The organism is Pseudomonas sp. OIL-1, from assembly GCF_010669185.1.
Taxonomy (GTDB): domain Bacteria; phylum Pseudomonadota; class Gammaproteobacteria; order Pseudomonadales; family Pseudomonadaceae; genus Halopseudomonas; species Halopseudomonas profundi.
In genome coordinates this window covers 1,374,041-1,398,800 of sequence record NZ_CP048629.1, presented here as the reverse complement: position 1 = coordinate 1,398,800, position 24,760 = coordinate 1,374,041, and the positions used below count along the sequence as shown (strand labels likewise).

The 24,760-nt window shown below is 59.9% G+C and carries 27 protein-coding genes; 6 read left to right on the top strand and 21 right to left on the bottom strand.

Annotation, left to right across the window (positions count from 1 at the left end):
* Window positions 1–126: 126 nt before the first annotated feature.
* Window positions 127–1,938 carry a TonB-dependent receptor domain-containing protein gene (locus G3M63_RS06575; protein WP_163982209.1) on the top strand — a complete coding sequence of 604 codons (1,812 nt, stop codon included), beginning with the start codon at window positions 127–129 and terminating at the stop codon, window positions 1,936–1,938.
* A gap of 172 nt (window positions 1,939–2,110) precedes the next feature.
* Window positions 2,111–2,803, top strand: a complete 693-nt coding sequence (locus G3M63_RS06570) for a histidine phosphatase family protein (RefSeq protein ID WP_150302295.1) — start codon at window positions 2,111–2,113, stop codon at window positions 2,801–2,803.
* Here the strand turns inward: G3M63_RS06570 and G3M63_RS06565 are convergent.
* The 13 genes from G3M63_RS06565 to nrdR form a co-directional block, all read right to left on the bottom strand.
* Window positions 2,773–3,606 carry a cobalamin-binding protein gene (locus G3M63_RS06565; protein ID WP_163982207.1) on the bottom strand — a complete coding sequence of 278 codons (834 nt, stop codon included), beginning with the start codon at window positions 3,604–3,606 and terminating at the stop codon, window positions 2,773–2,775. The genes G3M63_RS06570 and G3M63_RS06565 overlap by 31 nt on opposite strands.
* The gene (locus G3M63_RS06560; RefSeq protein WP_150302297.1) at window positions 3,606–4,034 is read right to left on the bottom strand and encodes a hypothetical protein; all 429 of its coding nucleotides are present in this window, start codon (window positions 4,032–4,034) and stop codon (window positions 3,606–3,608) included. The genes G3M63_RS06565 and G3M63_RS06560 overlap by 1 nt, the downstream gene beginning before the upstream one ends.
* Window positions 4,034–4,645 carry a GTP cyclohydrolase II gene (gene ribA / locus G3M63_RS06555; RefSeq protein WP_150302298.1) on the bottom strand — a complete coding sequence of 204 codons (612 nt, stop codon included), beginning with the start codon at window positions 4,643–4,645 and terminating at the stop codon, window positions 4,034–4,036. Before ribA ends, G3M63_RS06560 begins: the two co-directional genes overlap by 1 nt.
* Before the next feature lie 102 nt (window positions 4,646–4,747).
* Window positions 4,748–5,398 carry a TIGR02281 family clan AA aspartic protease gene (locus tag G3M63_RS06550; protein ID WP_163982205.1) on the bottom strand — a complete coding sequence of 217 codons (651 nt, stop codon included), beginning with the start codon at window positions 5,396–5,398 and terminating at the stop codon, window positions 4,748–4,750.
* Between the two features lie 69 nt (window positions 5,399–5,467).
* Complete coding sequence (locus G3M63_RS06545; RefSeq protein WP_163982203.1) at window positions 5,468–5,962, bottom strand: phosphatidylglycerophosphatase A; 495 nt, start codon at window positions 5,960–5,962, stop codon at window positions 5,468–5,470.
* Between the two features lies 1 nt (window position 5,963).
* Window positions 5,964–6,968 (bottom strand): thiamine-phosphate kinase, encoded by a 1,005-nt coding sequence (thiL, locus tag G3M63_RS06540; RefSeq protein WP_163982201.1) that lies wholly within the window; start codon window positions 6,966–6,968, stop codon window positions 5,964–5,966.
* 305 nt (window positions 6,969–7,273) lie between these two features.
* A complete protein-coding gene (gene nusB, locus G3M63_RS06535) occupies window positions 7,274–7,753 on the bottom strand; it encodes a transcription antitermination factor NusB (RefSeq protein ID WP_163982200.1) in 480 nt (159 codons plus the stop codon).
* The gene (ribE, locus tag G3M63_RS06530) at window positions 7,754–8,230 is read right to left on the bottom strand and encodes a 6,7-dimethyl-8-ribityllumazine synthase (RefSeq protein ID WP_150302303.1); all 477 of its coding nucleotides are present in this window, start codon (window positions 8,228–8,230) and stop codon (window positions 7,754–7,756) included.
* A gap of 58 nt (window positions 8,231–8,288) precedes the next feature.
* On the bottom strand, window positions 8,289–9,383 hold the full coding sequence (gene ribBA / locus G3M63_RS06525) for a bifunctional 3,4-dihydroxy-2-butanone-4-phosphate synthase/GTP cyclohydrolase II (RefSeq protein WP_150302304.1): 1,095 nt from the start codon (window positions 9,381–9,383) through the stop codon (window positions 8,289–8,291).
* Between the two features lie 22 nt (window positions 9,384–9,405).
* Complete coding sequence (locus G3M63_RS06520) at window positions 9,406–10,071, bottom strand: riboflavin synthase (protein WP_163982198.1); 666 nt, start codon at window positions 10,069–10,071, stop codon at window positions 9,406–9,408.
* A 35-nt stretch (window positions 10,072–10,106) separates the two neighbouring features.
* A complete protein-coding gene (gene nhaD / locus G3M63_RS06515; protein WP_163982196.1) occupies window positions 10,107–11,360 on the bottom strand; it encodes a sodium:proton antiporter NhaD in 1,254 nt (417 codons plus the stop codon).
* A 9-nt stretch (window positions 11,361–11,369) separates the two neighbouring features.
* Window positions 11,370–12,503 carry a bifunctional diaminohydroxyphosphoribosylaminopyrimidine deaminase/5-amino-6-(5-phosphoribosylamino)uracil reductase RibD gene (gene ribD / locus G3M63_RS06510; RefSeq protein ID WP_163982194.1) on the bottom strand — a complete coding sequence of 378 codons (1,134 nt, stop codon included), beginning with the start codon at window positions 12,501–12,503 and terminating at the stop codon, window positions 11,370–11,372.
* Window positions 12,496–12,969, bottom strand: coding sequence for a transcriptional regulator NrdR (gene nrdR, locus G3M63_RS06505; protein ID WP_150302307.1), 474 nt, complete (start codon window positions 12,967–12,969; stop codon window positions 12,496–12,498). The genes ribD and nrdR overlap by 8 nt, the downstream gene beginning before the upstream one ends.
* 112 nt (window positions 12,970–13,081) lie before the next feature.
* On the opposite strand from nrdR, the gene G3M63_RS06500 reads away from it, so the two are divergent.
* Window positions 13,082–13,744 carry a methyltransferase gene (locus tag G3M63_RS06500; RefSeq protein WP_163982192.1) on the top strand — a complete coding sequence of 221 codons (663 nt, stop codon included), beginning with the start codon at window positions 13,082–13,084 and terminating at the stop codon, window positions 13,742–13,744.
* A 46-nt stretch (window positions 13,745–13,790) separates the two neighbouring features.
* Entirely contained in the window at window positions 13,791–14,672 is an 882-nt protein-coding gene (gene trxA, locus G3M63_RS06495; RefSeq protein WP_163982191.1) for a thioredoxin, read from the top strand.
* A 487-nt stretch (window positions 14,673–15,159) separates the two neighbouring features.
* On the opposite strand, the gene G3M63_RS06490 is transcribed toward trxA, so the two are convergent.
* Genes G3M63_RS06490 through G3M63_RS06465 form a run of 6 tightly spaced genes read right to left on the bottom strand, consistent with a single transcriptional unit; the run spans window position 15,160 to window position 20,001 of the window.
* Window positions 15,160–16,269: a lipopolysaccharide assembly protein LapB gene (locus G3M63_RS06490; protein ID WP_163982190.1), complete on the bottom strand. Its 1,110-nt coding sequence runs from the start codon at window positions 16,267–16,269 to the stop codon at window positions 15,160–15,162.
* Window positions 16,269–16,955, bottom strand: a complete 687-nt coding sequence (locus G3M63_RS06485) for an energy transducer TonB (RefSeq protein ID WP_163982189.1) — start codon at window positions 16,953–16,955, stop codon at window positions 16,269–16,271. The genes G3M63_RS06490 and G3M63_RS06485 overlap by 1 nt, the downstream gene beginning before the upstream one ends.
* Window positions 16,955–17,374, bottom strand: coding sequence for a biopolymer transporter ExbD (locus G3M63_RS06480; protein WP_150302343.1), 420 nt, complete (start codon window positions 17,372–17,374; stop codon window positions 16,955–16,957). The genes G3M63_RS06485 and G3M63_RS06480 overlap by 1 nt, the downstream gene beginning before the upstream one ends.
* Window positions 17,375–17,385: 11 nt before the next feature.
* Window positions 17,386–17,901: a MotA/TolQ/ExbB proton channel family protein gene (locus G3M63_RS06475; RefSeq protein WP_223825131.1), complete on the bottom strand. Its 516-nt coding sequence runs from the start codon at window positions 17,899–17,901 to the stop codon at window positions 17,386–17,388.
* Window positions 17,894–19,240 (bottom strand): MotA/TolQ/ExbB proton channel family protein, encoded by a 1,347-nt coding sequence (locus tag G3M63_RS06470; RefSeq protein WP_163982188.1) that lies wholly within the window; start codon window positions 19,238–19,240, stop codon window positions 17,894–17,896. Before G3M63_RS06470 ends, G3M63_RS06475 begins: the two co-directional genes overlap by 8 nt.
* The gene (locus G3M63_RS06465; protein WP_150302341.1) at window positions 19,237–20,001 is read right to left on the bottom strand and encodes a DUF3450 domain-containing protein; all 765 of its coding nucleotides are present in this window, start codon (window positions 19,999–20,001) and stop codon (window positions 19,237–19,239) included. Before G3M63_RS06465 ends, G3M63_RS06470 begins: the two co-directional genes overlap by 4 nt.
* A gap of 194 nt (window positions 20,002–20,195) precedes the next feature.
* Between G3M63_RS06465 and G3M63_RS06460 the strand changes: the two genes are divergently transcribed.
* On the top strand, window positions 20,196–20,870 hold the full coding sequence (locus G3M63_RS06460; protein ID WP_150302340.1) for an OmpW family protein: 675 nt from the start codon (window positions 20,196–20,198) through the stop codon (window positions 20,868–20,870).
* Between the two features lie 49 nt (window positions 20,871–20,919).
* On the opposite strand, the gene G3M63_RS06455 is transcribed toward G3M63_RS06460, so the two are convergent.
* Both G3M63_RS06455 and G3M63_RS06450 read right to left on the bottom strand, forming a co-directional pair.
* Window positions 20,920–21,804, bottom strand: coding sequence for a sugar nucleotide-binding protein (locus G3M63_RS06455; protein ID WP_163982187.1), 885 nt, complete (start codon window positions 21,802–21,804; stop codon window positions 20,920–20,922).
* A 95-nt stretch (window positions 21,805–21,899) separates the two neighbouring features.
* The gene (locus G3M63_RS06450; protein ID WP_163982186.1) at window positions 21,900–22,577 is read right to left on the bottom strand and encodes a histidine phosphatase family protein; all 678 of its coding nucleotides are present in this window, start codon (window positions 22,575–22,577) and stop codon (window positions 21,900–21,902) included.
* A gap of 231 nt (window positions 22,578–22,808) precedes the next feature.
* Between G3M63_RS06450 and G3M63_RS06445 the strand changes: the two genes are divergently transcribed.
* Window positions 22,809–24,373 (top strand): IS3 family transposase gene (locus G3M63_RS06445; RefSeq protein ID WP_163984141.1). Its coding sequence is split into 2 segments (ribosomal slippage): window positions 22,809–23,271 and window positions 23,271–24,373, totalling 1,566 coding nucleotides; the frame shifts between segments, so codons are not numbered across the junction.
* Window positions 24,374–24,760 lie beyond the last annotated feature (387 nt).

Here is a 24,760-nt window from a genome sequence, read left to right as displayed (position 1 = left end):
GCGCGCTGGATGGATTCGTAGCTGAGGTGTCGCGGAGGGCGTCACCCGGTCGGTGCATGCTGCCCTCCGTCACAGGCAACTCCACTGGCTCCTCGCCCTCCTCAAAAGCTTCTTTTGAGGATCAACATGAACAAGTTCGCCCTGTTTTTTCCCGCCATGCTGGCGTCCGCCGTCACTGCAGCCAATAGCCTCGACTTGCCGGATACGGTAGTTACTGCCTCGCGCATGGCACAGCCGACAATGAGCAGCCCCGCCGCGAGTAGTATATTTGATCGCGCCGATATCGAACGTCTGCAGCCGTCCAGTGTGGCTGATCTGCTACGCCGTGTACCAGGCGCTTCGCTGACCACCAATGGCGGGCTTGGGAGCCTGACTACATTATCGTTACGCGGGACCAGTGCAACCCAGACGCTGGTGCTGGTCGACGGACAACGCATCAGCAGCGCTTCAGCGGGACAGCCAAGTCTCGAGTTCCTCGATATCGAACAGATCGAGCGTATCGAAGTGATCCGCGGCCCTCGCTCAGCCGTTTACGGATCTGATGCAATCGGCGGCGTGATTCAGATATTCACCCGCCAGGGCGAGCCCGGCCTTCGTCCGCGACTCAAACTCGGAGTCGGCAGCAATCAGAGCTTCGTTCGCAGTGCCGGCCTTTCCGGCGGCGACCAGCGCACCACCTTCGACCTCGGCGCCACGCTCAGCGAAACAGCCGGCATAGATCGCACCCGCCACAACACCGGCGGCGATGAAGACCGCGACGGATTCCGGAACCGCGCTTTCAATCTCAGCCTCAACCACAACTTCAGCGACAGACTTAGCGGTGGCATCAAGCTCGCCGAACAGACAGGCAATACTGAATATGATCTGTTCGGAAACCCCGAGGATGATTTCGCGCTGAGCACGGTCTCGACGCACCTGCAGTGGGATGTAAGCGAAGCCTGGACGACCCGTCTGGAGGCCGGACATGCCGAGGATAAACGCGACAGCATCTATGACCTGGCCACTTATACCTACAACACCTACCGCGACTCAGCCAGCTGGCTGAATACGTTGAGCGTAGGCGATCAGCATCGGCTACAGCTGGGCATCGACTGGTATGAAGATCGCTTGCGGAGCAACTCCGCATTCACGCAGACCGAGCGCTACAACAATGCAGCCTTTATCCAGCATCAGTTCAAGGGCGAAGGCTTCACCACCGAGCTCGGCTGGCGGCATGATGATAACGAGCAGTTCGGCCACCACAATGCTTTCAATGCCGCTGTAATCCTGCCTGTGACCGCTAACCAGCAGCTTGTCGCGTCCTACGGTGAAGGCTTCCGCGCACCGACCTTCAACGACCTGTACACGAGCTTCGGCGCTAACCCGCTGCTCCAGCCTGAAGAATCACAGACCTATGAGTTGCAATGGCGCGGCCAGCACGATGGCGCTGAGTTGCAGGTGGCGGCGTACCGCACTGATATTGACGACATGATCCTTCTGGATCCATTTTTCGTTGCCCAGAACATCAGCCAAGCGCGCATCCACGGACTCGAAGCCAGCCTTGGCAAGCATCTGTTTGGCTGGGATACCTTGTTGGCCGCTGCCTGGCTGGACCCGCGTGAGCGCAGTACCGGCAATCAACTGCCACGACGCTCCAAGCGAACGCTGAGTCTGGACGCAGACCGTCAGCTTGGCTCGTTCGGCGTAGGCTTCAGCGTGATCGCCAATAGCGAGCGATTCAACGATCGTGAAAACGAGCAGCGGCTGCCTGGCTTTGGCACTCTGGAGCTGCGCGGTCATTGGCGCGCTACGTCCAGCCTGCGTCTGGATGCCAAGCTTAGCAATGTGCTTGAACGGGATTACGGCGTGGCGAACTACAGCACCGGCGGTCGAACCTATGCGTATCAAGAGGAAGGACTGAATGCACGACTCGCTGTGAGCTGGACCCCGGAGATCTAGCGTCAGGGCAGCCGGCAGCCGCAAAGCTGCCGGGCGCTTGCAGGTGCTCCCCCAGGTGCCTGTAAGACTGACGTTTCCGACAGAGCTGATCACCCTTTGTCTAGTACTGAAAACTTCCTGCAATAAATACTGTCGATACTTGGGCTAACCCCCAAGTCGCCGGCAGTCTTCCATGTTCAACAACCGTACCCGCGCACTCATCGTCGTTCCCTTGCTGGCCATCTCCTGGCTGGTTTACACAGGGCTCGACAGTACACCTGAGCCCGAAGAGGCCTTGCAGACGCTGGTTTTTCTACGGCATGCCGAGAAGCCTAACGATGGGCTTGGACAGCTGAACTGCCAGGGCCTGAACCGTTCCCTGGCCTTGCCCGCATTACTTCCGGAACGCTTCGGCGCGCCTGATTACGTATTTGCCGCCAATCCCGACAGAAGGGTGGAAGAAGGACCGGACGACGCGGAATTCAACTACCTGCGCCCACTGCTGACCATCGCCCCCACTGCTATTGCCCACGGGCTACCGATAAACACCTCGTTCAATGCCAACGACGTCGGGGATATCGTGGATGAGCTGACCGACCCGCAGTACCGCAACAGCACCATTTACACCGCCTGGTCCCGGGGATACGTGTCGGAAATCATGAACGAGCTGCTGGAGGAGGTGGACGCGGACGAAAGCCTGGCCGTCGACCGCTGGCACCGGGAAGACTTCGACAGTGTCTATGTCATCAAATTGCATTGGAGAAATGGTGTTGCTAAAGCCTCGCTGGAAGCTCAAGCGCAAGGCCTGAACGATACCGGATCAGCCTGTCCCGGCGAGCCACAGCAAGCGACGCCTCAATTGGCGGCCCGCGACAATTCGCGCTGACGCGCGATCAATTCGCAAAGTTGCGCAACGCCATCCAGCACATCTGGCGTCGGTCGAACCAGGCGGTCACTGTCGAGCACATGCAAGCCGTCCTGGCGCACCGCATTGAGTTGCGGAAACCGCCGCCAACGGTCGAGCCATTCTGTTACGGCCTTGCCGTCGTCTGCCAGAACCAGAATCAGATCAGGGTTAGCCGCCAGCACGCCCTCCCGGCCGACCTGCGGAGCCAATCCTGGCAAAGCATCGAATACATTGATCCCACCGCAGTGATTGACCGCATCACCAATCAGCTGGTTTCCGCTGACGGTGTATATCGGATCGTCCCATAGCTGGATAAATACGCGGGGCGCATCATCGCCCACCGGCACCGCGAGTTGCGATAGCGCCGCATTGTAGCGCCCAGTCACAGCAGCGGCCCGCTCGGCAACCTGAAGTACATCTCCCAATTGCTCGACCGCCGAGGCGATACTCTCGAGATCCTTCGGGTCGAAACGCAGCACCTGGATGCCCCAACCCTCCAGACGACTGAGCAAAGCCGGCGGATTGCCGGACTCCCATGCCAACACCAGGTCAGGTTTCTGCGAGACGATCAATTCCAGCGACAGGCTTTGATGGCCACCCACGCGCGGTACAGCGTCGAGCTCCGCGGAGCGTTGCCCTTCGTCGAGCACACCCACCAACCGCTCCGTTGCGTCGAGCATGATGACAATGTCGGTGAGAAACGGAGCCAGACTGACCACGCGCTCGGCAGCGGGTACGCAGATACTGTGGAAAAACAAGCCAGCCAAGAGCCAGCCACGCATCACTGCATCCGGGCCGTCGGAGGACGATAGAGCAACATGGCGCCCTGGCTGGCCAGTACCAGCAGAATCAGCGGTACGATTTCACCAACGGCAACGTAATGCAGCATCCCGATCCAGCCCGGCAGCTTCGCATTCAGCAGCCCGAGCAATTGTTGATGGTGCAATCGAGCCCAGGCCTGTTCGGCTGCAGGGGAGTCGCCATTGTTATCGGCTTCGACCAGCGCGAACCGGTATTGTCGGAAGCGCCACACCGTGAGCAATGTGCTGGCCAGTCCGACTATGAAGATGGGCACTGCGGCGTTGTCCAGCACCGGCTGCCAGTTATCACCCAGCAACCAGACCAGGGCAATGGGCAACAACAATGAGGCGGCGCACTGCATGCGCCAGTTACGCTGCAGCGCCTTCCAATGAGTATGAGTGTCCAGCATCAGTCTGCCTCGGCTTGATGAAGCTTGCCGAGCAGATGGCCCAACTTGCCCGCCTTGGTCGCGAGATATTTGCTGTTGTGGGGGTTTTCGCCAAACTGCAATGGCAGACGCTCGACCACCGGAATACCGAAACTTTCCAACGCCTTGACCTTGCGTGGATTGTTGGTAAGCAGCTTGAGACTGGTAATGCCCAAGTGGGCCAGCATGGGCTTGCAGATGGCATAATCGCGCTGATCCGCACCGAACCCCAACTGGACGTTGGCTTCGACGGTGTCGGCGCCGTTATCCTGCAAGTGGTAAGCGCGAATCTTGTTCATCAGACCGATGCCGCGACCTTCCTGTCGCAGATAGAACAGCGCGCCGCGGCCCTCTTCGGCAATAGCCTTGAGTGCGGCTTCGAGCTGAAAGCCGCAATCACAGCGCAGACTGAATAGCGCGTCGCCGGTCAGGCACTCGGAATGCAAGCGTCCCAACACCGGGCGGCCATCCGCTACATCTCCCATTGTGAGCACCACGTGTTCCTTGCCAGTTCCCGGTTCGAGGAAGCCATGCATGGTGAAAGTACCCCACTGGGTGGGGAGTTGGGATGACGCGACGAAGGTGACAGGCACACCGGTCTCCTGTGTGGACCACTGCAATAAAAGGGCATACATATTATCAGAGTGACGGGGGCGCGGCGATTGCAGTCGTAGGCGAAGCAACGCTGACGGAGATCAGTATCGGCGCTCCATGACCAATATATTGCCCTCGTCGACCAGGCGCAGCCGGCTGAGAAACGTCATACCCAGCAGAACTTCGGTGGGGTAGCTGCCCTCAAGCACCATTCCTTCGATATTGTAGAGCTCGATCTCGCCGGCCTTGATACGGTCCAGCCGTACGCGATACCCGTCCGCGATGCCGCTGGCGGTGGTCACGCCCACTCGGGTACCGGTCACCTTGTAGTCGATACCCAGACGCCGCGCATGAGCGGAGTTCATCGCCACGCTGGTGGCGCCGGTATCGATCAGAAAAGGGACGCCGTGGCCATTGATCGAGCCCTGAATGCGAAAATGACCACCCTGCCCGCGCGGCACCATCACCCGTTGCTGCTCTTGCTGCGCATTGCTCTGCGAGAAATCCTTTTGCAGCCGAAACTCCCGAGGCTTGCCCTTGATAGCCAGGCGAGCACTGCTGCTGTCGGCCGAGAGCAGTTCTATGCCCTGCGGTCCCGGCTTGCCAACACGGAGCATATGCCGCTGGCCATCGATGGTCACCACCGCCGCGCCGGAGAACAGCCCCACAACACGTATGGCGGGTTCGGCCAATGTCGGGCCAGCAATCAATAACAAGGTGAAGAACAGTGCGCAGCGGTGCGGGATATTCATTGAGCGGCATCCATTGTCAGTCTCAAGGCCGCGGCAATGATCAGCCGCGAGTATGCATCCTACGGTTAATCAAATCCGACCCAGCGCGAACTCGGCAATCAGCAGCACGATCAACGCCATGAACCCAGCAAGAATATCATCGAGCATGATGCCCAGCCCGCCGTGCACCTTTCTATCCACCCAGCCAATAGGCCAGGGCTTCCATATATCAAACAAACGGAACAGCACGAAGCCGGCAACCAGCCATCCCCAACCGTCCGGCGCCAGCCACAGGGCAATCCATACGCCGACAAACTCGTCCCAGACGATACCACCATGGTCATGCACACCCAGATCAGCCGCGGTGCGGTGACACAGCCAGATCCCGAGTAGCGTGCTGAGCACCAGCACCAGGCTGTATCCACCCGGCGGCAGCTGCTGCCACAGCAATATGAACGGCATGGCAGCCAGCGTGCCAAAGGTACCGGGCGCCTTGGGCGCAGCGCCGCTACCGAATCCGAACGCCAGAAAATGAATCGGATTACGCCAGATGGATGCGGGCGTTGGCTCGCGTAAGTCAGCCATATTATTCGGCTCCTTGAAAATGGTTGTAGCCGGCTGGCCGCCCGACGCGCTGCGGCCCCGTGCCCTCGTCCAGCCAGACGCCCTCTCCGGCCCGGATTTCGCCGATTACGCTGACGCTCCAGCCACGAGCTTGCCATTCATCAAGCGAAGCACGATGGGAGGCCGGCAGGCTGAACAGCAGCACGTAATCATCGCCACCGCCCAACATCCACTGCAACCGTTGCGATGCTTGCCAATTACCAAGCGCTGGCGAATGCGGGAGATCATCAGCACCAATATGCACGGCTACACCGCTACGGCTGGCGAGGTGGCCTGCATCAGCGAGCAGACCATCCGACACATCCAGTCCGGCGCTGGCGATACCTGCCAAGGCCTGTCCCAGCTCGCATTGAGCGCGTGGCCGCCAGAAGCGCTGATAAAGGTAATTCCGGTCGGCGATCGATAGCGTTGCGGGCATATCCTGCCCCAGCACGACAGCGAGACCGCCGGCCCCATCACCCAACGGGCCTCCAACACAGAGCAAATCACCGGGCATGGCACCGCTGCGCTGTAAACCGAGCCCGCACGGTACATCACCGAACACGGTAACGCCGATATTCAATGGACCGCGGGTGGTATCGCCGCCGATCAGACTGATCTGAAATGCCTGTGCCGCCTCAGCCAGGCCGCGGGCAAAATCGTTCAGCCAGTTTTCTTCAACGTCGGGCAGGGTCAGAGCAAGCGTGAAAGCCAGCGGCCGGGCAGCCATCGCCGCCAGATCACTGACGGCAACCGCCAGCGCGCGGTAACCCAGATCATCCGGCGAACAGTTGGAGGGGAAATGCGTGTCCTGTACCAACGAGTCGGTGGAGATCACCAACTGCCGGTAGGACGGGATGTTCAGCAAGGCCGCATCGTCACCAATACCCAGGGCAATGGCCGACTGATCGCCGGCAGCTTCCAGGGCAGCGCCCCGGAAATAGCGTTTGATCAGTTCGAATTCACCTAGGGTCTGTTCCCGTTTCATCGCGAGCCGCGTTGCTGTGTCAAATGGCGCCAGGCCGGGCGGCGATCCGCAAGGCGCGGGGCGCAGGTAATGGTTGTTCCCTTGTCAAGTCCGGCAACGCCGCATGGCGTCATTTGACACGCAACCTAGGCGGCCCCACCCGAAGGGACGGGGCCCGTTTAGCGCAGCACTGCGTTACTCGTCGCTCATTTGGAACAACCAAATCACGCTCCTCGCGCCTTGTTCTGCACCAAACGGGCCTCCGTCGCGGCCGTGATGAAACGGGAACAGACCCTAGCGGCATGACTGCGCTCCAGCCGTTGGCTTCAACGCCCCCGGCGGGATGCGTTGACCTCGACACTGCGCAGGCGTGGCGCCAGCTTGTCGAGAATGCCGTTGACGTATTTATGGCCATCGGTAGCGCCAAAAATCTTGGCCATCTCGATGCCTTCGTTGATAACGACCTTGTAAGGGACGTCGATGCGCTTGCTCAGTTCATACACGCCGATGCGCAGAACCGCCAACTCGATCGGGTCAATATCCTTCACCGGCCGGTCCAGCACGCTATCGAGATAGCCATCCAGCTCAGTGAGATTGCGCGGCACGCCGGTGAGCAACTCATGAAAATAGGCGCCATCAACCTTGCTGAAGTCATTGTCGGTACGGAACTGCGCCTCGATGTCAGACAACGGCATGCCCGCGATCTGCCAGGAATAAAGCGCCTGCACCGCCATGCTGCGCGCCTTGCGACGCGCTGAAGCCTTGGGGCGACCGGCCGCCGGCGGTTGCTGCTCGGAATCGCTCACTTAAGCCCCCAACTGCTTGATCACGCTGACCATCTCGATTGCGGACAAGGCTGCCTCAGCGCCCTTGTTGCCAGCCTTGGTGCCGGAACGCTCAATGGCCTGCTCGATGCTGTCGACAGTCAATACACCGAAAGCTACCGGCACGCCGAAGTCCAGCGACACCGCGCCGACGCCCTTGACGCATTCGCCCGCGACATATTCGAAGTGCGGGGTGCCGCCACGAATGACCGCGCCCAGAGTGATGATGGCGTCGAAGTCCTTGAGCTCAGCTACCTTCTGCACCATGAGCGGAATCTCGAAGGCGCCGGGAACCCGAATGATAGTGATATCGGCTTCCTTGACGCCGTGGCGCTTGAGCGTGTCAACGGCGCCAGCGACGAGGCTTTCCACCACAAAACTGTTGAAGCGACCTACAACCAGTGCGTAACGTCCGTCGGCTGCAATGAAATCGCCTTCAATGGTACGGATAGCAGTCATGTTTACTCTCTCTTAAAGAACCGGCTGCACTCCATGGCGCAGCCGCAAATCGATGCGTTTATTCGCAGGGCAGATATTCTACTACTTCCAGGTCGAAGCCGGATATGGCATTGAACTTCATCGGCGTGGACAACAGGCGCATCTTGCGTACGCCAAGGTCGCGCAGGATCTGCGAGCCGGCGCCCACAGTGTTGTATGTCGCCGGGCGCCGCGCCGGAGCTTCGTCGCCGGTCAGCTGCCTGACATGGTGCAACAGTTCTTCACCGTTCATCTGATTACCCAGCAGCAGGACCACGCCATTACCCTGTTCGGCCAGTTTGGCCATGGCGGCGCGCAAGCTCCAGCGGCCCGGCTGCTTGACCATGAACAGATCGCGGAGCGGATCCATGTTATGGACACGCACCAGGGTCGGCTCTTCGGGTTCGATTTCGCCAAGGGTCAGCGCGAGATGCACCGAACCGTCGAGGCTGTCGCGGTAGGTGACCAGGTTGAAGCTGCCCAGCTCGGTATCCAGCGGTTGTTCCGAAAGGCGCTGCACGGTGTGCTCGTTGAGCAGGCGATAGTGAATCATGTCGGCAATGGTGCCGATTTTCAGACCGTGTTCTTCGGCGAAGGCTTCAAGCTCGGGGCGGCGTGACATGCTGCCGTCCTCGTTCATGATCTCGCAGATTACGCCGGACTCACCAAACCCGGCCATCCGCGCCAGATCGCAAGCCGCTTCGGTATGACCGGCACGCGCCAGCACGCCGCCGGGCTGAGCCATCAGCGGGAAGATGTGGCCGGGGCTGACAATATCTTCAGCAACCGCGTCACGCGCTGCGGCAGCCTGCACAGTGCGCGCCCGATCGGCTGCGGAAATACCTGTTGTGACCCCTTCAGCCGCCTCGATCGAAACGGTGAATTTGGTGCCGAAACCGGAGCTGTTGCGTTGAACCATCAGCGGTAACTTGAGCCGCTCGCAATGCTCCAGGCTCATTGGCATGCAGATAAGGCCGCGACCGTGCCGCGCCATGAAGTTGATATGCTCTGCCTGGCAGGCCTCGGCGGCCATGATCAGATCGCCTTCGTTCTCGCGATCTTCGTCATCCATGAGGATGACCATCTTGCCCAGACGGATATCTTCAACCAGTTCTTCGATTGTATTCAGTTTCATAAGGCCCTCCCGGGCTCGCAATTCAGGGCTTGAGAAAGCCGTTTTCGGCCAGAAAAGCCAGGTTGATTGTGCTGCCTGAGCCGGACTCGGCAGCCTTGTCGCCGAGCAACAGGCGCTCCAGATAACGGGCAATAACGTCTACCTCCAGATTGACCGGGTGTCCGGGCTGGTATTCACCCATCACCGTCTCCTGAATGGTATGCGGCACGATATTCAGATCGAACACAGCGCCATCGACCGAATTCACGGTGAGGCTGGTGCCATCAACCGTAATCGAACCTTTCTCGGCGATGTATTTGGCCAGTGCCGCGGGCGCTTCGATACGAAAACGCACCGAGCGTGCTTCTTCGCTACGCGACAGTACATGCCCGACTCCATCAACATGACCGCTGACCATGTGACCACCCAGACGTGTACTCGCAGTCAGCGCCTTCTCCAGGTTGACCTGGCTGCCGGTCGTGAGCCGGGTAAACGCAGTACGACGCATGGTTTCCTGGCTGACATCCGCCCAGAACCCGTCGCCAGATAACTCTACCGCCGTCAGACACACGCCGTTTACGGCAATGCTGTCGCCCAGCTTCACATCGGCAAGATCCAGTTTGCCGGTCTTTACATACACTCGCACGTCACCGCTGCGCGGTTGCATGCTCTGAATTTGGCCCACCGCTTCGATAATGCCGGTAAACATAGACGCCTCTATTGGGGTTGGATGTCAGCCCGCGGTCACTCGATCATCAATCCGGTTAAATATACCGCCACGAAACCGACGGCGAAGGAAAGGAACAGCAGGCCGAAGCTGCGTAGATAAGACATGAAGGTCAGCCCCGGCACCTTGCTCATCGCCACGATGCCTGCGGCGGAGCCAATTATAAGCAGGGAACCGCCCACTCCGACAGCATAAGTCAGCCCCATCCACTCAGCCACGCTCATCTCGAGGTCGGATTTCAGCAGCGCGGCGGTCAGGGGTACGTTGTCGATCAGTGCCGACAGCACGCCCATCAGGAAGTTGGCGAACAACACCGGTACCACGTCATACAACGCAGTGAGGCCATGCAACACGCCAATAAACTGCAACATGCCGACCAGCAACAGGATGCCCAGGAAAAACAGCAGCGTCTCGAATTCGATGGCGCGGATATATTCCAGGATCGGATCCTTGGAAACATCTTCGTGTAGAAAATGGGCTACCAGAAACATCAGCGCCAGCCCGCCCAGAAAACTGAGCAGCGGTGGAATGTCGAACACCAGGCTGCCGAGGATTGTCCCGATGATCGTCAGCAGGAAAATAGCCGCGATAACGCGCTCTACCTTCTGCGAGTGCACCTTGGAGCTCTTGTCGATGACCACCTGATCGTTCATGCCGATGGAGAGCAGCGTGGCCAGCAACAGCACCGCAGCCAGCGAGGGCAGGATCAGAAATAGCAGATGGGTTATTTCAACTTTGCCGGCAAGAAATATCATCAGGGTGGTGACATCGCCAGTAATCATCGCAACCCCGCCGGAGTTCACCGAGAACACCACCAGCGTGGCGAAACGCAAGGTTTTGCGCAGTTCCAGTCGCAGGCTCAACACCAGTGCCATGGAAACCAGCGTGGCAGTGATATTGTCGGCGATCGATGAGAAAAAGAAGCAGAACAGCGCGGTAAGAAACAGCAGTTTACGTTCGCTTACCTGCGTCGGCAGTATCTTGAAGATGACGCTGTCAATCAGGCCTTTCTTGTTCAGGTACGCCACGAAGGTCATGGTCGCCATCAGGAACAACCAGAGCCCGGCAATATCCAGAATATTGTGATTCAGTGCCTCCTGTACCCTGGCACGGGCCAGTTCATCCGGCGCGGCAATAAACATCAGAATCCACGCCAGCGTGCCGAAGAACAGCACCACCATAGCCTTGCTTACATGGGTAACCTCTTCCAGCACTACGCCTGCCACAGCCAGCACCGCCAGCAGAATCAGAACGACCTCAATTGCACTCATATCACTGTCTCAGGAAGGAAAAACCGGTCGCGCGGTGATGCGCCAGTCCCGACCGACCGCACGCATGTCGATGATGTCGAGATCCTGGGCTTCACTCATGGAATCAAAGGGCAGCTCGACCAGCGGACGACCGCGACTGCCAAGCAAGCGGGGGGCCATATACACAACCAATTCATCTACCAGCCCGGCCCGGTAGAACGCGCCCGACAATCCGGCGCCGGATTCAACCAGCACCTCATTGCAGCCACGGCTGGCCAACTCGCGCAACAAGGCGTCGAGATCAACCTTTTCACCGGCCTCGTCTGGCAAGGACAGCAATTCGGCACCAGCGAAACCGTAATCCGGCACACGGCCTCGCAGTGTGCGACAGGCCACCAGCACCGGACCGGATTGGCGAAACAGCCTGCTCTCCAGTGGCACCCGCAGTCGCCCGTCAACCAGGACCCTGAGCGGTTGGCGCGCTGCGGCGGCGATTGCTTCGGCCTCAGGTAATCCGAGCTCGCTGGCACGCACGGTCAACGCCGAATCATCCAGCAGCACGCTGTCTGCGCCGCTGATCACCGCACCGCTGCGCGCCCGGAGACGCTGCACATCAGCGCGCGCATCCGTGCCGGTAATCCATTGGCTTTCACCGCTGGCCATTGCCGTGCGCCCGTCGAGGCTCATTGCCAGCTTCATGCGGACCCAGGGCAGACCGGTTTCCATGCGTTTGATGAAACCCGGATTCAGCGCCCGCGCCTCGCTCTCCAGCACGCCGCACTGCACGTCGATACCCGCGTCGCGCAGACGCGTAAGGCCTCGACCTGCAACCTGTGGGTTGGGATCCTGCATGGCTGCGACGACCCGCGCCACGCCCGCCTTGATCAGACCATCGGCGCAGGGCGGCGTCTTGCCGAAATGACTGCAGGGTTCAAGCGTGACGTAGGCGGTTGCGCCCCTGGCGTTATCACCCGCCATGGCCAGCGCATTAACCTCTGCATGGCCTTCGCCTGCCCGCACGTGCCAGCCTTCGCCAACGATTACGCCCTCGCGCACCAGCACGCAGCCAACGCGCGGGTTAGGTTCGGTGGTATAGAGTCCGCGCGCTGCCAGCTGCACGGCGCGGGACATCATCTGGCGGTCGCAAATGTCACGATCAGACATCCGGCTCGGCCTTTTCACGGCGCGACAAGCGTTCGATTTCTTCCCGGAACTGATCCAGGTCCTGGAAGCGGCGATACACCGAGGCAAAGCGGATATAGGCCACTTCGTCCAGCTGCTTGAGCTCGTCCATCACCAGTTCGCCGACCACCATGGCCTTGATTTCACGCTCGCCGGTGGCGCGCAGTCGATGCTTGATACGGCTGATGGCAGCCTCGATTTCCTCCACGCTCACCGGGCGTTTCTCCAGGGCCCGTAGCAGGCCGGCACGCAGCTTGTCTTCATCGAAGGGCTGACGGCGGCCGTCCTGCTTGACCAGCCGCGGCATCACCAGCTCGGCAATCTCGAAGGTGGTAAAGCGCTCCTGACAAGCCAGACACTCGCGGCGACGGCGTACCTGATCCCCGTCGGTCACCAGCCGGGAGTCAATCACCTTGGTGTCGTGAGCGCCACAGAACGGACAATGCATAGAGGAATCCTGAGGATGAAATAGCGGCCCCCATGTTACTCCCAACCAGACTGCTAATAAATCGTTGCGAAGGGTTACACTGCCCGTCCTTACGACCTACAAGATGCTCTCGATGCTGTTGAATCAACTCGAAACCACGCTGCAAGAGGTGCTGACCGAGGCGCGTCTGGTGCCTACCGAGCTGCCGGGGCTGCCCGAATTGCGCCTGTGGCTGCTGGATCCGGTCAATCTGGATCGCGCCTTTGCCGAGCAGGAGACGCGCGCCCTGCTCGATAAACCTCCGTACTGGGGGTTCTGCTGGGGCAGCGGCCTTGCGCTGGCCCGCTGGGTGCTGGACCATCCCGAACAGGTACGCGGCAAGCGCGTGCTGGATTTCGGCGCCGGATCGGGCATTGTCGCCCTCGCCTGCCGCGCCGCCGGTGCCCGCGCCAGCATTGCCTGCGACCTGGATGCCCCGGCGCGCTGGGCCAGCCAGTTGAATGCTGAACTCAATGAGCTCGACATCGAGCTCGCGGAGGACTTTTTCGCGGTCGACGGCAAGCTGGATATGATCCTGGCTGCGGATGTGCTTTACGATGCGGCCAACCGCGTGTTTCTCGATCACTTCGCCGCGCGCAGCAATCAGGTGCTGGTCGCCGACTCACGCGTTCGCGATCTTCGTCACCCGGGTTATCGACGCCTGGACACGCTGGTCGGCCAGACATTGCCTGACCTCGGCGAACCGCTGGAATTCCGTCAGGTTGCGCTCTACTGCGCTGGTCTTGAATATCCCTGACTCGCCACCATATTACTCCGATAGCCACCTTTGCCCTGGAAGCCCCATGAGCCAATCGCCTTATATTTTTGATGTTACCGCCGAGGATTTCGACCGCTTCGTTCTGGAAAACTCCTTCCATAAACCTGTGCTGGTCGATTTCTGGGCCGAGTGGTGCGCGCCCTGCAAGGCACTGATGCCGGTCTTGGCATCCATCACCGAGAGTCTCGGCGGCGAACTCTTGCTGGCCAAGGTGGACTGTGACGCACAGGCGGCTCTATCGGAGCGCTTCGGTATTCGCAGCCTGCCCACCGTGGTGCTGTTCAAGGACGGCCAACCGGTCGATGGCTTCGCGGGTGTGCAACCTGAAAGCGCAATCCGCACGATGCTCGCACCGCATATCACCGAGCCAGCCGAAGTCCCGCAGGATGAGTCGATGGATGTGGCTGGCCAAGCGCGGGAACTGATCGCTACCGGCGCCTATCAACAGGCCCAGTCGCTCTTGCAACAGGCGATTGACGCACAACCGGATGACGAGTTACTGGTGTTGCTGGCTAAAGCTCTAGTAGCGGGCGACCAGCTGGACGATGCTGAACAGGTGATTGGTTCGGTTACCGATAAGGACGCCCATAAACAGGCCATCAACGGGTTGAAGGCCCAGATCAGATTCCTGCGGGAGGCAGCCGGTTTCCCCGGCCGAGCCTCGCTTGAGGCACGCAGCGCGGCCGATGCAAGCGACAGCGAAGCTAGCTATCAACTGGCAATACTCGATCTCGCCGATGGGAATTACGAGTCCGCTCTCGCTACGTTACTGCTCCTGTTCCAGACCGACCGCGGGTATGCAGACAACAGTCCGCAGCGCAGCATGCTGGAAGTATTCGATCTGCTCGGGAACGACGACCCGCTGACCATTCAGTATCGGCGCAAGATGTATCAGGCGCTATATTGAGTAAATTGCGGGGAGCCGGCTTCGTCCATAGCGAGCGAGGGTCGGCAGCGCTGGCAGCCTGAGACCACACGTGCCTTGGAGGGGTCAGGTTCCATCCTGACCGGCTTGCTAGCCGGCGATATCGCTCGTCGAGACGGAGCTCGACACGCCATAGCGCCCGGTTTCATTTCGGAACAATGTGCTCATCGGCAGTGCCTCTGGTCGAGCCGGTGCTCGACGTTCCCGGGAGGTCCGGTTTCGCTATCAGCGATGTGCTTGCCGGCATTTCTGGTTGGAGTGCATGCGCTATGGAGGGTCAGGTTCCATCCTGACCGGCTTGCTAGCCGGCAATATCGCTCGTCGAGACGGAGCTCGACACGCCATAGCGCCCGGTTTCATTTCGGAGCAATGTGCTCATCGGCAGTGCCTCTGGTCGAGTTGGCGTTCTACCTTCCCGGGAAGGCCTGTCTCATACAAACCAGTGTGTGCGCGATAGCGCGGTCGTCGCTCAGCTATTGCCCACAGCCAGCGCATTCTGCGCGTACTGCTGCCACTGCCGTATCAAATCACGCTGCTCGGCACTGGCGCCGGGTTCAGCCTGTTTGAGACTACTGAGCAACTGATCCCATTGCCCCTGTTCCAACTGTATGCCCGCCGCACGCAGCCAATGTTCGGCTTGTCCACTGCGCGACGCGAGCGCCAGCCAGGCAGCGTGGGCCCGCTCGTGGTCGCGTGCCTGATGCCATAGCTGCGCCAGACGCTCACTGCGCGTCGCATTGCCGGTCAGTAACTGTTCATCAAGCAACGCCTGTAACAGACGCGCGGCCTGCCAGGGCGCACCGGCGCGTACCTGTAGCGCCACCAGGTTATCCAGATCTGACGCACTGAACCGGATACCCGACTCGTAGGCCAGCCGGAGTGTCGCCGCGGCAGCCACCTGGCGACCGCCCTGACTCTGCACGCCCGCCAGCTGCCGCCAGGTTTGCGTATTCTCCGGTTCACGCTTGAGCAATACCTTGAGCCAGCGCTCCGCTTCACGGTAGCGTTCCAGACGTTGATTCATTCCGGCGAGCAACTGATACCAGGAGGATTCGACACCCGGCTCCACCGCGACTACCTGCTCGGCAATGGGGATCGCCTTGCTGTACTGCTGCAAGCGACTGTACGCCTGAACCAACAATCGCTTCGGCTGATTACTCAATGCCTCCTGCGCATGTTCGCGCTCCAGCAAGGTGACGGCTTCGCGGTAGCGCTCCTGCATGATCAGCAACTGCGCCAGATTGATCCGGTCCTGTCGTGCGGCTTCATCAGACAATTGATCATGCGCCAGCGCCTTGCGCAGCCAATCGATCGCTTCGGCATTGCGGTCGCGGGCGATGGCCAGATATCCCAACCGCTGCTCCACCAGAGCGCGCTCCAGGCTGCCGTCGCCCGCTTGCTCCAGGGCAGATTCCAGGCGGGACTCAGCGCGGGCGTGGTCGCCAGCTTCCTGCGCCTGTTGCGCCGAATTCAGGGCGCTGAATACGCCGGGATTAATGGCCTGCTGCGCGTGTGCAGCGCCAGCAGAGAGCACCAGACAGACACCCAGAACAGATAGGGAATAGCGCAGGCGATTCATCAGCGTCCTCCATCAAGTCTGAAATACAGCGTCTTGGTTGCTTCCCTTGCCACTGGCTGGCCGTTTTCCCTACGGGGAGCAAACCGCCAACGGCTTGCCGCCCGGCGCGCTTCACGATCAAACACACCCCGTGGCTCGGCATGCGTCACCCGCAGATTATCCACCCTGCCCTCTGCAGTTATGGTGAAAGCCAGCGTCACCTCACCCTCAATACCGGCCGCCAATGCCCGTTGCGGATAGTTGGGCGGGATGTCGTTGAGCGGCGTAACCTCTTCCGACAGCGCGGGCTGGGTGTCCATCGCCGGCGCCGTTACTGGGGCCGGCGGAGTGCTTTGAACTTCCGCGGCGGTCAGTCCTTCGAGTTTGGGAGCAGTGCTCAGGCTGATCTGAGCGTCAATACTCGGAACCTCGATGTTCAGATCAAGCTCTGCACTGACTTGCGGCTGCTGTTGTGGGGGCGTGGGCTGGGGCGTCGGCTCAGGCGGCTGCGGCCGGTCAGGCGCTTCGCGCGGCTGACGCTCGCGGCTTTCGCTGGTGCTATCGCTGACACTGCGCACGAAGCTGACCCGCGCCAGCTCCTGATCCGGGGTACTGTCATCACGCGGCGGCATCACCAACACCACCATCAGCGCAAACAGCGCCAGGGCTATCAGCAGCGCACCGAGAAAGCTCAACAGCAATCGCATCAGCGGCTTCCGTTGCCGGCGGTCGCAGCCAGGGCGACATCCTGCACACCGGCCAGACGCACCTGGTCCATCACCTGGATCACCAGACCGCTGCGTGAATCCTGATCGGCCTGCACCACCACACTGCTGTCGGGCTGGTCTACGCGCATGCGCTCTACCGCAGCACGCACTGCACGAATATCCACCTGCTGGCCATCCATCCAGATTTCACCGCTCGGGCTGACGGCAATCAGAATATTACCCTTGGGCTGCTCGGAGGCGCTGGCGGCCGAGGGCGTCTGCACGGTAATCCCAGCTTCCTTGATGAAAGAGCTCGTGACGATAAAGAAGATCAGCATGATGAAAACGATATCCAGCATCGGGGTCAGATCGATCCCGGCTTCTTCATCATTGGTTGCGGTATGTCTGCGCATGCGCATAAAAATAAACCCTAGTCGTGACGCAGTTTGTCGGTCAGGCGCTGGAAGGCGCGACGGGACTGTTGATCCAGCCGTGCCAGGCAGAACAGTCCGCTGATGGCGATGACCATGCCGGCCATGGTCGGCACGGTCGCGCGGGAAACGCCGGAGGCCATGGCGCGCGGGTTGCCATTGCCGCTCAACCCCATGACATCGAATACCTGGATCATGCCGGTTACCGTTCCCAGCAGTCCCAGCAGCGGGCACAGAGCAATCAGCACCCGCACCATCGGCACGCTGCGGTTGAGCCGCATCTGCGCCTGAGATAGCCAGGCAGTGCGGATATGGCGCGCTGCCAGGCTGCGTCGCTCGGTTCGCCCCAGCCAATCACTGCGAAGCGCGCGGGCTTCCCTGGGGAAGACCCGAGCAAGAAACCACAGCCGCTCAAGCATTAGCGTCCACAGCAGAATGGTGGCGCACAGAATGGCCCACAGCACCCAGCCGCCGCTGTCAAAAAAGTCCTGCAGATGCAGCAGGCCTTCACTCACCCTTGCGCTCCTCACCGCCGAGATGCAGCGCGATCAGGCCGGCACTTTGCTGTTCCAGCACCTGGGTCAGGGCTTTGCTGCGTGCCGCCACCAGGCCATGCAGGAACAACAACGGAATCGCCACGACCAGGCCCAGTACCGTGGTGACCAACGCCTGGGAAATGCCCCCGGCCATGAGTTTCGGGTCTCCCGTGCCGTACAGCGTGATCGCCTGGAAGGTGGCGATCATGCCGGTAACCGTCCCCAGCAGACCCAGCAGCGGCGCCACGGCCGCAAGCAGCTTGATCAGCCCCTGCCAGCGATCGAGCTTGGGGGTTTCCTTCAGGATGGCTTCGTCCAGTTTGAGCTCGAGTGTGTCCAACTCCTCAAGCTTCGGCTGACTGCCAATAACGCCCAGCACACGGCCCAGCGGATTGTCGTCGCTCAGGCGATCCAGGCTGTCAATCTGCCGATCGACCCGCGCATTGGTGCGGTGCAGCCATACCAGCCTGGCTAACGCCAATAGCAAACCAAGCACCCCCAGCGCCATGATCACGTATCCCACTACGCCGCCCTGCCGCGCTCGCTCCAGCAGTGACGGAGTCAACTGGATCTGCTGGATCACGTTGCCGCGGGTCGGGTCGACGTGGAGATCCGCCAGCGAGTCGCGGGGCGCGACAAAATCTTCGACCAGGCCGCGCCCGGCAGGCTGGCGTGCTGCGACAAGCAGCCGGTCAGCCTCGGGCTGATAGATCAGATACTGATCATCCTGCAGCGCAGTAAAAGGACCGACGCTGACCACCGGCAAGGTTTGCTGTTCACCGTCCAGGCCGACGACTGGCGCTTCAAAGCGGCTGACCTTACCGCTGGCGGTCATGTCCTGCTGGAGCATGAACCAGAACTGTTCCAGCGATTCGATAGTAGGAATACCGCGGCTCTGCGATAACGCCTCCAGCTGATCCATGCGCTCGGGGAACTGCAGATTCAACAGCGAATCCTGCCACTGGCCCTGGGTATCGCCGGCGATCTGCCGGACCACACCGAACAGCTCGCCAAGATTTCCGCTGCGCTGGGCAAGCTCCGCCTCGCCTTCAGCCAATGCCGCTTCCAGCTCATCAAACTCGGCCTTCAGCCGATCAGCCTCGGCCTGGACTTCCGCCAGCTCGGCTTCAGCCGCTTCAACTTTACGTTGTTGCTGGTCACGCTCGGCAATAAACGCCGCTTCGCGGGCCTGCATGGCCTGCTGCTCCTGGCTGCGCACTTCGCGAATATCGCGCAGCAACTCATCAAGGCTGACAGGTTGAGCCGCGGCAAGCGGCGCCAGCGTGGCAAGGATACAACTGATGACGAGGCGCTTCATGGTGCGTCTCCCTGCGACTCAACCGGCGGCAACGGCAACCGCAGCATGACCGGCGTCTGTTGCTGATTAGCGATATTCAGCCCTTGCTGTAACGTGCGGTGATAATCATCCGACAGCTCAGCCCATTGCTTTCCGGCGGCGTCCCAATAACCCTGACGACGCCCATCGAGCGTCTGGTAGAACAGCATCACCCTGCCCAATCGCAGAAAGTCGACGACGCGTTGGCTGCCGTCCACTTCCAGCGGGCCGCGCCAGGCTTCGAGGGTGCGGCCGTAGTCACTTTCGATCTGATACGCCTCGAGCACGCGGCGGTATTTTTCCGCCACGCTGACATCGGGCTGCGCCATCAACTCGCGCAGCTGCGCGAGCCGTTCGTTGCGCTCATCCAGCTGAAACGGCACATCAAGCGAAACGAATGTTCCCAGCGAATCGAGCATGCGCTGCAACATTGGCAAGACTTCACGCTGGGTTTCCTCGATGCTCTCCAGCTGGGCTTGCAGCGACTCGAGTTCGCCGCGCTGAGTCTCCACCATTTCAGCCAGCTGCTGATTGTATTCAACCAGTTGCTCGCGCTGCTGTATGGCCTGGCGATATCGCTGCAGGGCGTCACGGGTGGCGTCGTCCAGCGCCTCGATACGTTGTTGGGACTCGCGAGCCTCGCCCATCAGTCTTTCACTTTCGGATAACGCTCGGTCGCTGGCATCCTGCGCCAGCAACGCACCTGGCATGCAGGCCAGGATCAACAACCAGACAACCTTCATTAAACGTCTCCCAGACGCCGGCTCGATTGAGCTCGACCACAAAAGAGACTCATTATCATCTGTGCGCCGGCAGACTTCAACCGTGCGTGGCGCCCCGTCGCAGGTCAGGGCGGACGTCCATTGCTCCAGGTCAATGTTTGGATGATCTGAACCACGTAAAGTCAGCCCATCGATACCCATCCAGGAGTACCCATATGTCACGCTTCGCTACAATCGCCGCTAGCCTTCTCATTGCCCCGGCACTTCTCGCCGCTTCCGTCGCTCAGGCTCACCAGGCGGGGGACGTTATCGTCCGTGCCGGTGCGGTGACTGTTGATCCGCGGGAAGATAGTTCGGGCATCGAAGCAGGCGGGCAGACTCTCGGCGGTAAGGCGACCTTGGATAGCAATACCCAGCTAGGCCTGAACTTCGCCTATATGCTCACCGATAATGTTGGGATTGAGTTGCTGGCCGCGACGCCATTTAAGCATGACGTTGGGATATCCGGGCTCGGGGGTCTTGATGGCAAGCTAGGCACTATCAAACACTTGCCACCGACTCTGAGCGCCGTCTGGTACCCGATGCAAAACAGTTCCGCGTTCCAGCCTTATGTCGGCGCGGGCGTGAACTTCACCTGGTTCTTCGACGAGGAACTGAGCAGCGCCCGGGAGGCCGTTGGGTTTGATGGTTTCCGACTCGATAACTCCTGGGGCCTGGCCGGTCAAGTCGGCGCGGATTTCATGCTGACTGATAACGTCATGCTGAACGCGCAGGTGCGCTATATCGACATCAGCACCACCGGCAAAACCAGCCTTGGCGGCGCCCGGGTAGAAGTGGATGTTGACGTCGACCCATGGGTCTACATGGTCGGCCTGGGCTACAAGTTCTAAGTATTCTCGAGCTGCCACAAGCAAACGGCCGCTGATGCGGCCGTTTTCGTTATGCGGACTCGAAACTCTTGAGCAGTTCCGGCAACTGGCTACGCCATGAACGTGGCTTGATGCCGTAGGTCATCAGAATCTTGCGGCTCACCAACGAGGCGTTCTGCGGCTCCAGGCCTGCCATCGGTTGAGTATTGAACGGTACGGGTTGAATTACCGGATCCTTGTCCAGCCGGTGGGTAGCCAACAACTCTTGAGTCACACTCTGTGCAAAGCTGATCCAGGTGGTGGGCTCGGTGCTACCGTAATGGTAGACCCCATGCACCGGCGCCTCGCAATCCAGCTGTTTGAGTACGGCCAGCATGACTCGCGCTGCGTCCGCGACCGGCGTCGGATTACCGCGCCACTCCTCGGCCAGCTGGACTGGATCCTGGTGTTGCAGTTGGTTAAGGAGGCGACCGAGTTGACCGTCCGGCGAACTATCGAGCAGCCAGCTGAAGCGCAGAATCAAATACCTGTCGCCGGCATTGCGAATCAGCTTCTCCAGTGTCGCGTGCAGCTCACCCACCGATTCGCCCGGGGCCGGCTTGTCCCGTTCGGTATAGGTGGTTTTCTTCAAGCCATCAAACACGCGGGTGCTTGATACCATAAAAGGGGTGATACCGCGCGACAAGCACGCCGTGATCAGTTGCTCACCATAAGCCCGCTGGCTGGCCAGCTGGGGCTCATTGTGCAGGCTCAGTTGGAACTGTTCATGGTAATAGGCAAGGTCGATGACGAGATCAGGCTGAAAGATGTCGAGGCAATCGTCTATCGTGCCGTCTAACCAGCCACCCTGTGGGCGTGCTGGTGCGTCAACTCTGATTGACTCTGTCGCCGCCTGGGACAGGAAGGCCTGTCCCAGCCGGGACTCCCCTCCAAGCAGCAATACCCGCATTCGCATTCACTTGCCCTTGTTTCTGCTCGTAGGCGCACATTGTGCAGTGTTTGCCCCGCTCCCGTCACCCCAGCCGTACTGCCGGGCTACGAGCGTATCGCTCAGGCATAGGTGATCAGTGACGCTCGGTCCGGCCGATCGAGATGCGGGACGCTGTTGAACCCACATAAACGCATTAACCGTGCATTGAATACGCAATGTATCAGCGCTGTATTACGGGTTTGCAGGTTTAACTCGATCATGGTTTCGCAGGGGGCCTGCAGCAACTGGCGCATCACCATCGCTATTGCGCCGCCGGAGCTCACTGCGAGCACGCGCTTGCCAACGCAACGCGCCATCAGATCCTCGCGCAAGCGCTGCACCCGGGCTTCAAAACAGGACCAGGTTTCCGGCAGTTCGCCCGCCAGTTCGTCCCGCGACCAGAGAAGAATGCCCTTGCGCAGCTGCTTGAAAAAATCCGCTATCGCCGGCTTCTCGGGCAGCTTTTCGTCCGGGAATTGCGCACAGTAGGCCGCGCGAATGGAATGGAAGTCGAATTCGTTAAGCTCTTCGAATACTTCGAAGGCCGTGTCAGACAAACCCAACCCCTGGCAGATCCCTTCGGCCGTTTCGCGGTGGCGCACCATGTTGCCGGTGAGAATGTGATCGAACTGCATATCACGTTCACGAAAATACTCACCCAGCAGTCGGGCCTGCTCGTGGCCGGTCTCGGAAAGCTTGTCGTAGTTGTCGGAACCAAAGGAAGCCTGGCCATGGCGTACAAAATACACTTCGGACATATCCGTCCCGCTCTATAAAAAGGCAAAAGAAAACCCGGCAACCGAAATATCCTCTCGGTCAAACCGGGTCCGGTCTGGCAATCAACTCCAGTTCAGCGATGCCCGCTCAGAACGGTTCTATCTACCTGAGCCAGGTTTTCTGCTTATTTTTCAGATGCCCCCGGTGTCAGGGTAGTTGTCGCTTGATCGGTTTTACCTGAATCCAATCCCGGGGACGGTATGAGTCATGCAATGCCACGTTATGCACCAGAGCGAAAAGAAGCCCTGCTGAGAAAGCTGTTGCCCCCGCACAACCTGTCTGTTGCTGAGTTGGCCCGGCAGGAAGGTATCTGCGAGCAGACGCTTTATAATTGGCGCAAACAAGCCAAAGCCGGAGGAGCTGTTGTGCCGGGAGATCAAAAGCTGACTGACAACTGGTCGGCAGAAGCCAAGCTGGCGGTCGTTATTGAAACCGCCGCATTGTCAGAGATTGAGCTGAGTGAGTACTGCCGCAGCAAGGGTCTCTATCCACAACAAGTAAAGGCTTGGAAAGCCGCCTGTCTGGCCGGCCAGCAAAGCGCCAAGACGCAAAGCCAAGCTGATCGTGAGCAGGCCAAGACAGACAAGAAACGCATCCGCCAATTGGAACGTGAACTCAACCGCAAAGAGAAGGCCTTGGCCGAAGCCGCCGCACTGCTGGTGTTGCGAAAAAAGCTGAATGCCTACTGGGGCGACGACAGCGAGGATATATGACCTCGCTGCCAGTCAGGCAGAACTATGTCGAATGGCTCACTGAGGCCATCACCAACGGTGCACGCAAGAAGCCGGCGTGTGGTGAGCTGGGCATCAGTTTGCGCACCTTCCAGCGCTGGACTCAAGAGAACACCATGAAGCCTGACGGCCGTACCACTGCCATACGCCCCGTACCAGCTAATGCGCTCACCAAGGCAGAACGTCAGGCCATTCTGGAGCTGTGCAACAGCGAAGAGTTCGCGCATTTGCCGCCAAGCCAAATTGTGCCGCGACTGGCTGACCAGGGTCGTTATGTCGGCTCTGAAAGCAGCTTTTACCGTGTGCTGCACGCCGCCGATCAGCAGTACCGTCGTGGCCGCAGCCAACCGCCTCGTCGGCATCCTGCGCCCACAACACATGTAGCCACAAAGCCCAACCAGGTCTGGTCCTGGGACATTACCTATCTGCCATCGCCGGTGCGTGGTCAGTATTACTACCTGTATCTGATTGAAGATATTTACAGCCGCAAAGCCGTTGGCTGGGAGGTGCACAGCGCCGAGTCTGGCGAAGAGGCTGCCGCCTTGTTGCAACGCAGCATTCTCAGCGAAAAATGCCTGCGTGAGCCGCTGGTGCTGCATTCTGATAACGGTGCACCCATGAAGTCTGCGACCTTGCTAACCAAAATGTATGACCTTGGCGTCACGCCTTCGCGCGGCAGGCCCCGCGTAAGTAATGACAACGCCTTCTCGGAATCACTGTTCCGAACATTGAAGTACTGCCCTCAATGGCCGCAGAACGGCTTCGCCAGCCTGGATGACGCCCGGGCCTGGGTCAGGGACTTCATGTACTGGTACAACCACGAGCACCGGCATAGCCGGATCCGCTTCGTGACGCCAGCGGAGCGCCATCTGCGCCTGGATGTGGATATCTTGGCAAAGCGTCATTCGCTGTATCAACAGGCACGCTCAGCGCACCCGGAACGATGGTCAAGGAATACGCGAAACTGGGACGCTGTGAGGGAAGTAACACTCAATCCAGAGAAGCAGCAAAACCTGCAAGAAGAACCGCAGCTACAGGCTGCATAAAAGTATGGTCTACGCGACAACTACGTTGACAAACACCGGATGGTTAAACCACTTTGTGGCGTTTTAAGTAAATTTTTTATCCTAGTCGCAGGAAAAACTTTACATTGCTGCTTTAGGCCAGCTGCCTTTGCGCGAGGAGCGCTAGCGGCAGGTACAATATCACGGCAGGTTCTCGAAGCCAGCCGGGTTATCACAAATGTACTGTAATTAGGCGGAGACTTTGCTCTGCATAACAGCACAAACCGACGGTGAGCTTCGATCGGGTGCAGTACACCAATCAGAAAATTTCCCCAGCCTGCGTGCAAGAGCCAGTGCGGCTGGGGCGCGCGGCGGCGGCGGCGGCGGCGGCGGCGGCGTGCTTACGCTGACCGGCGACTGGTGTCGCCA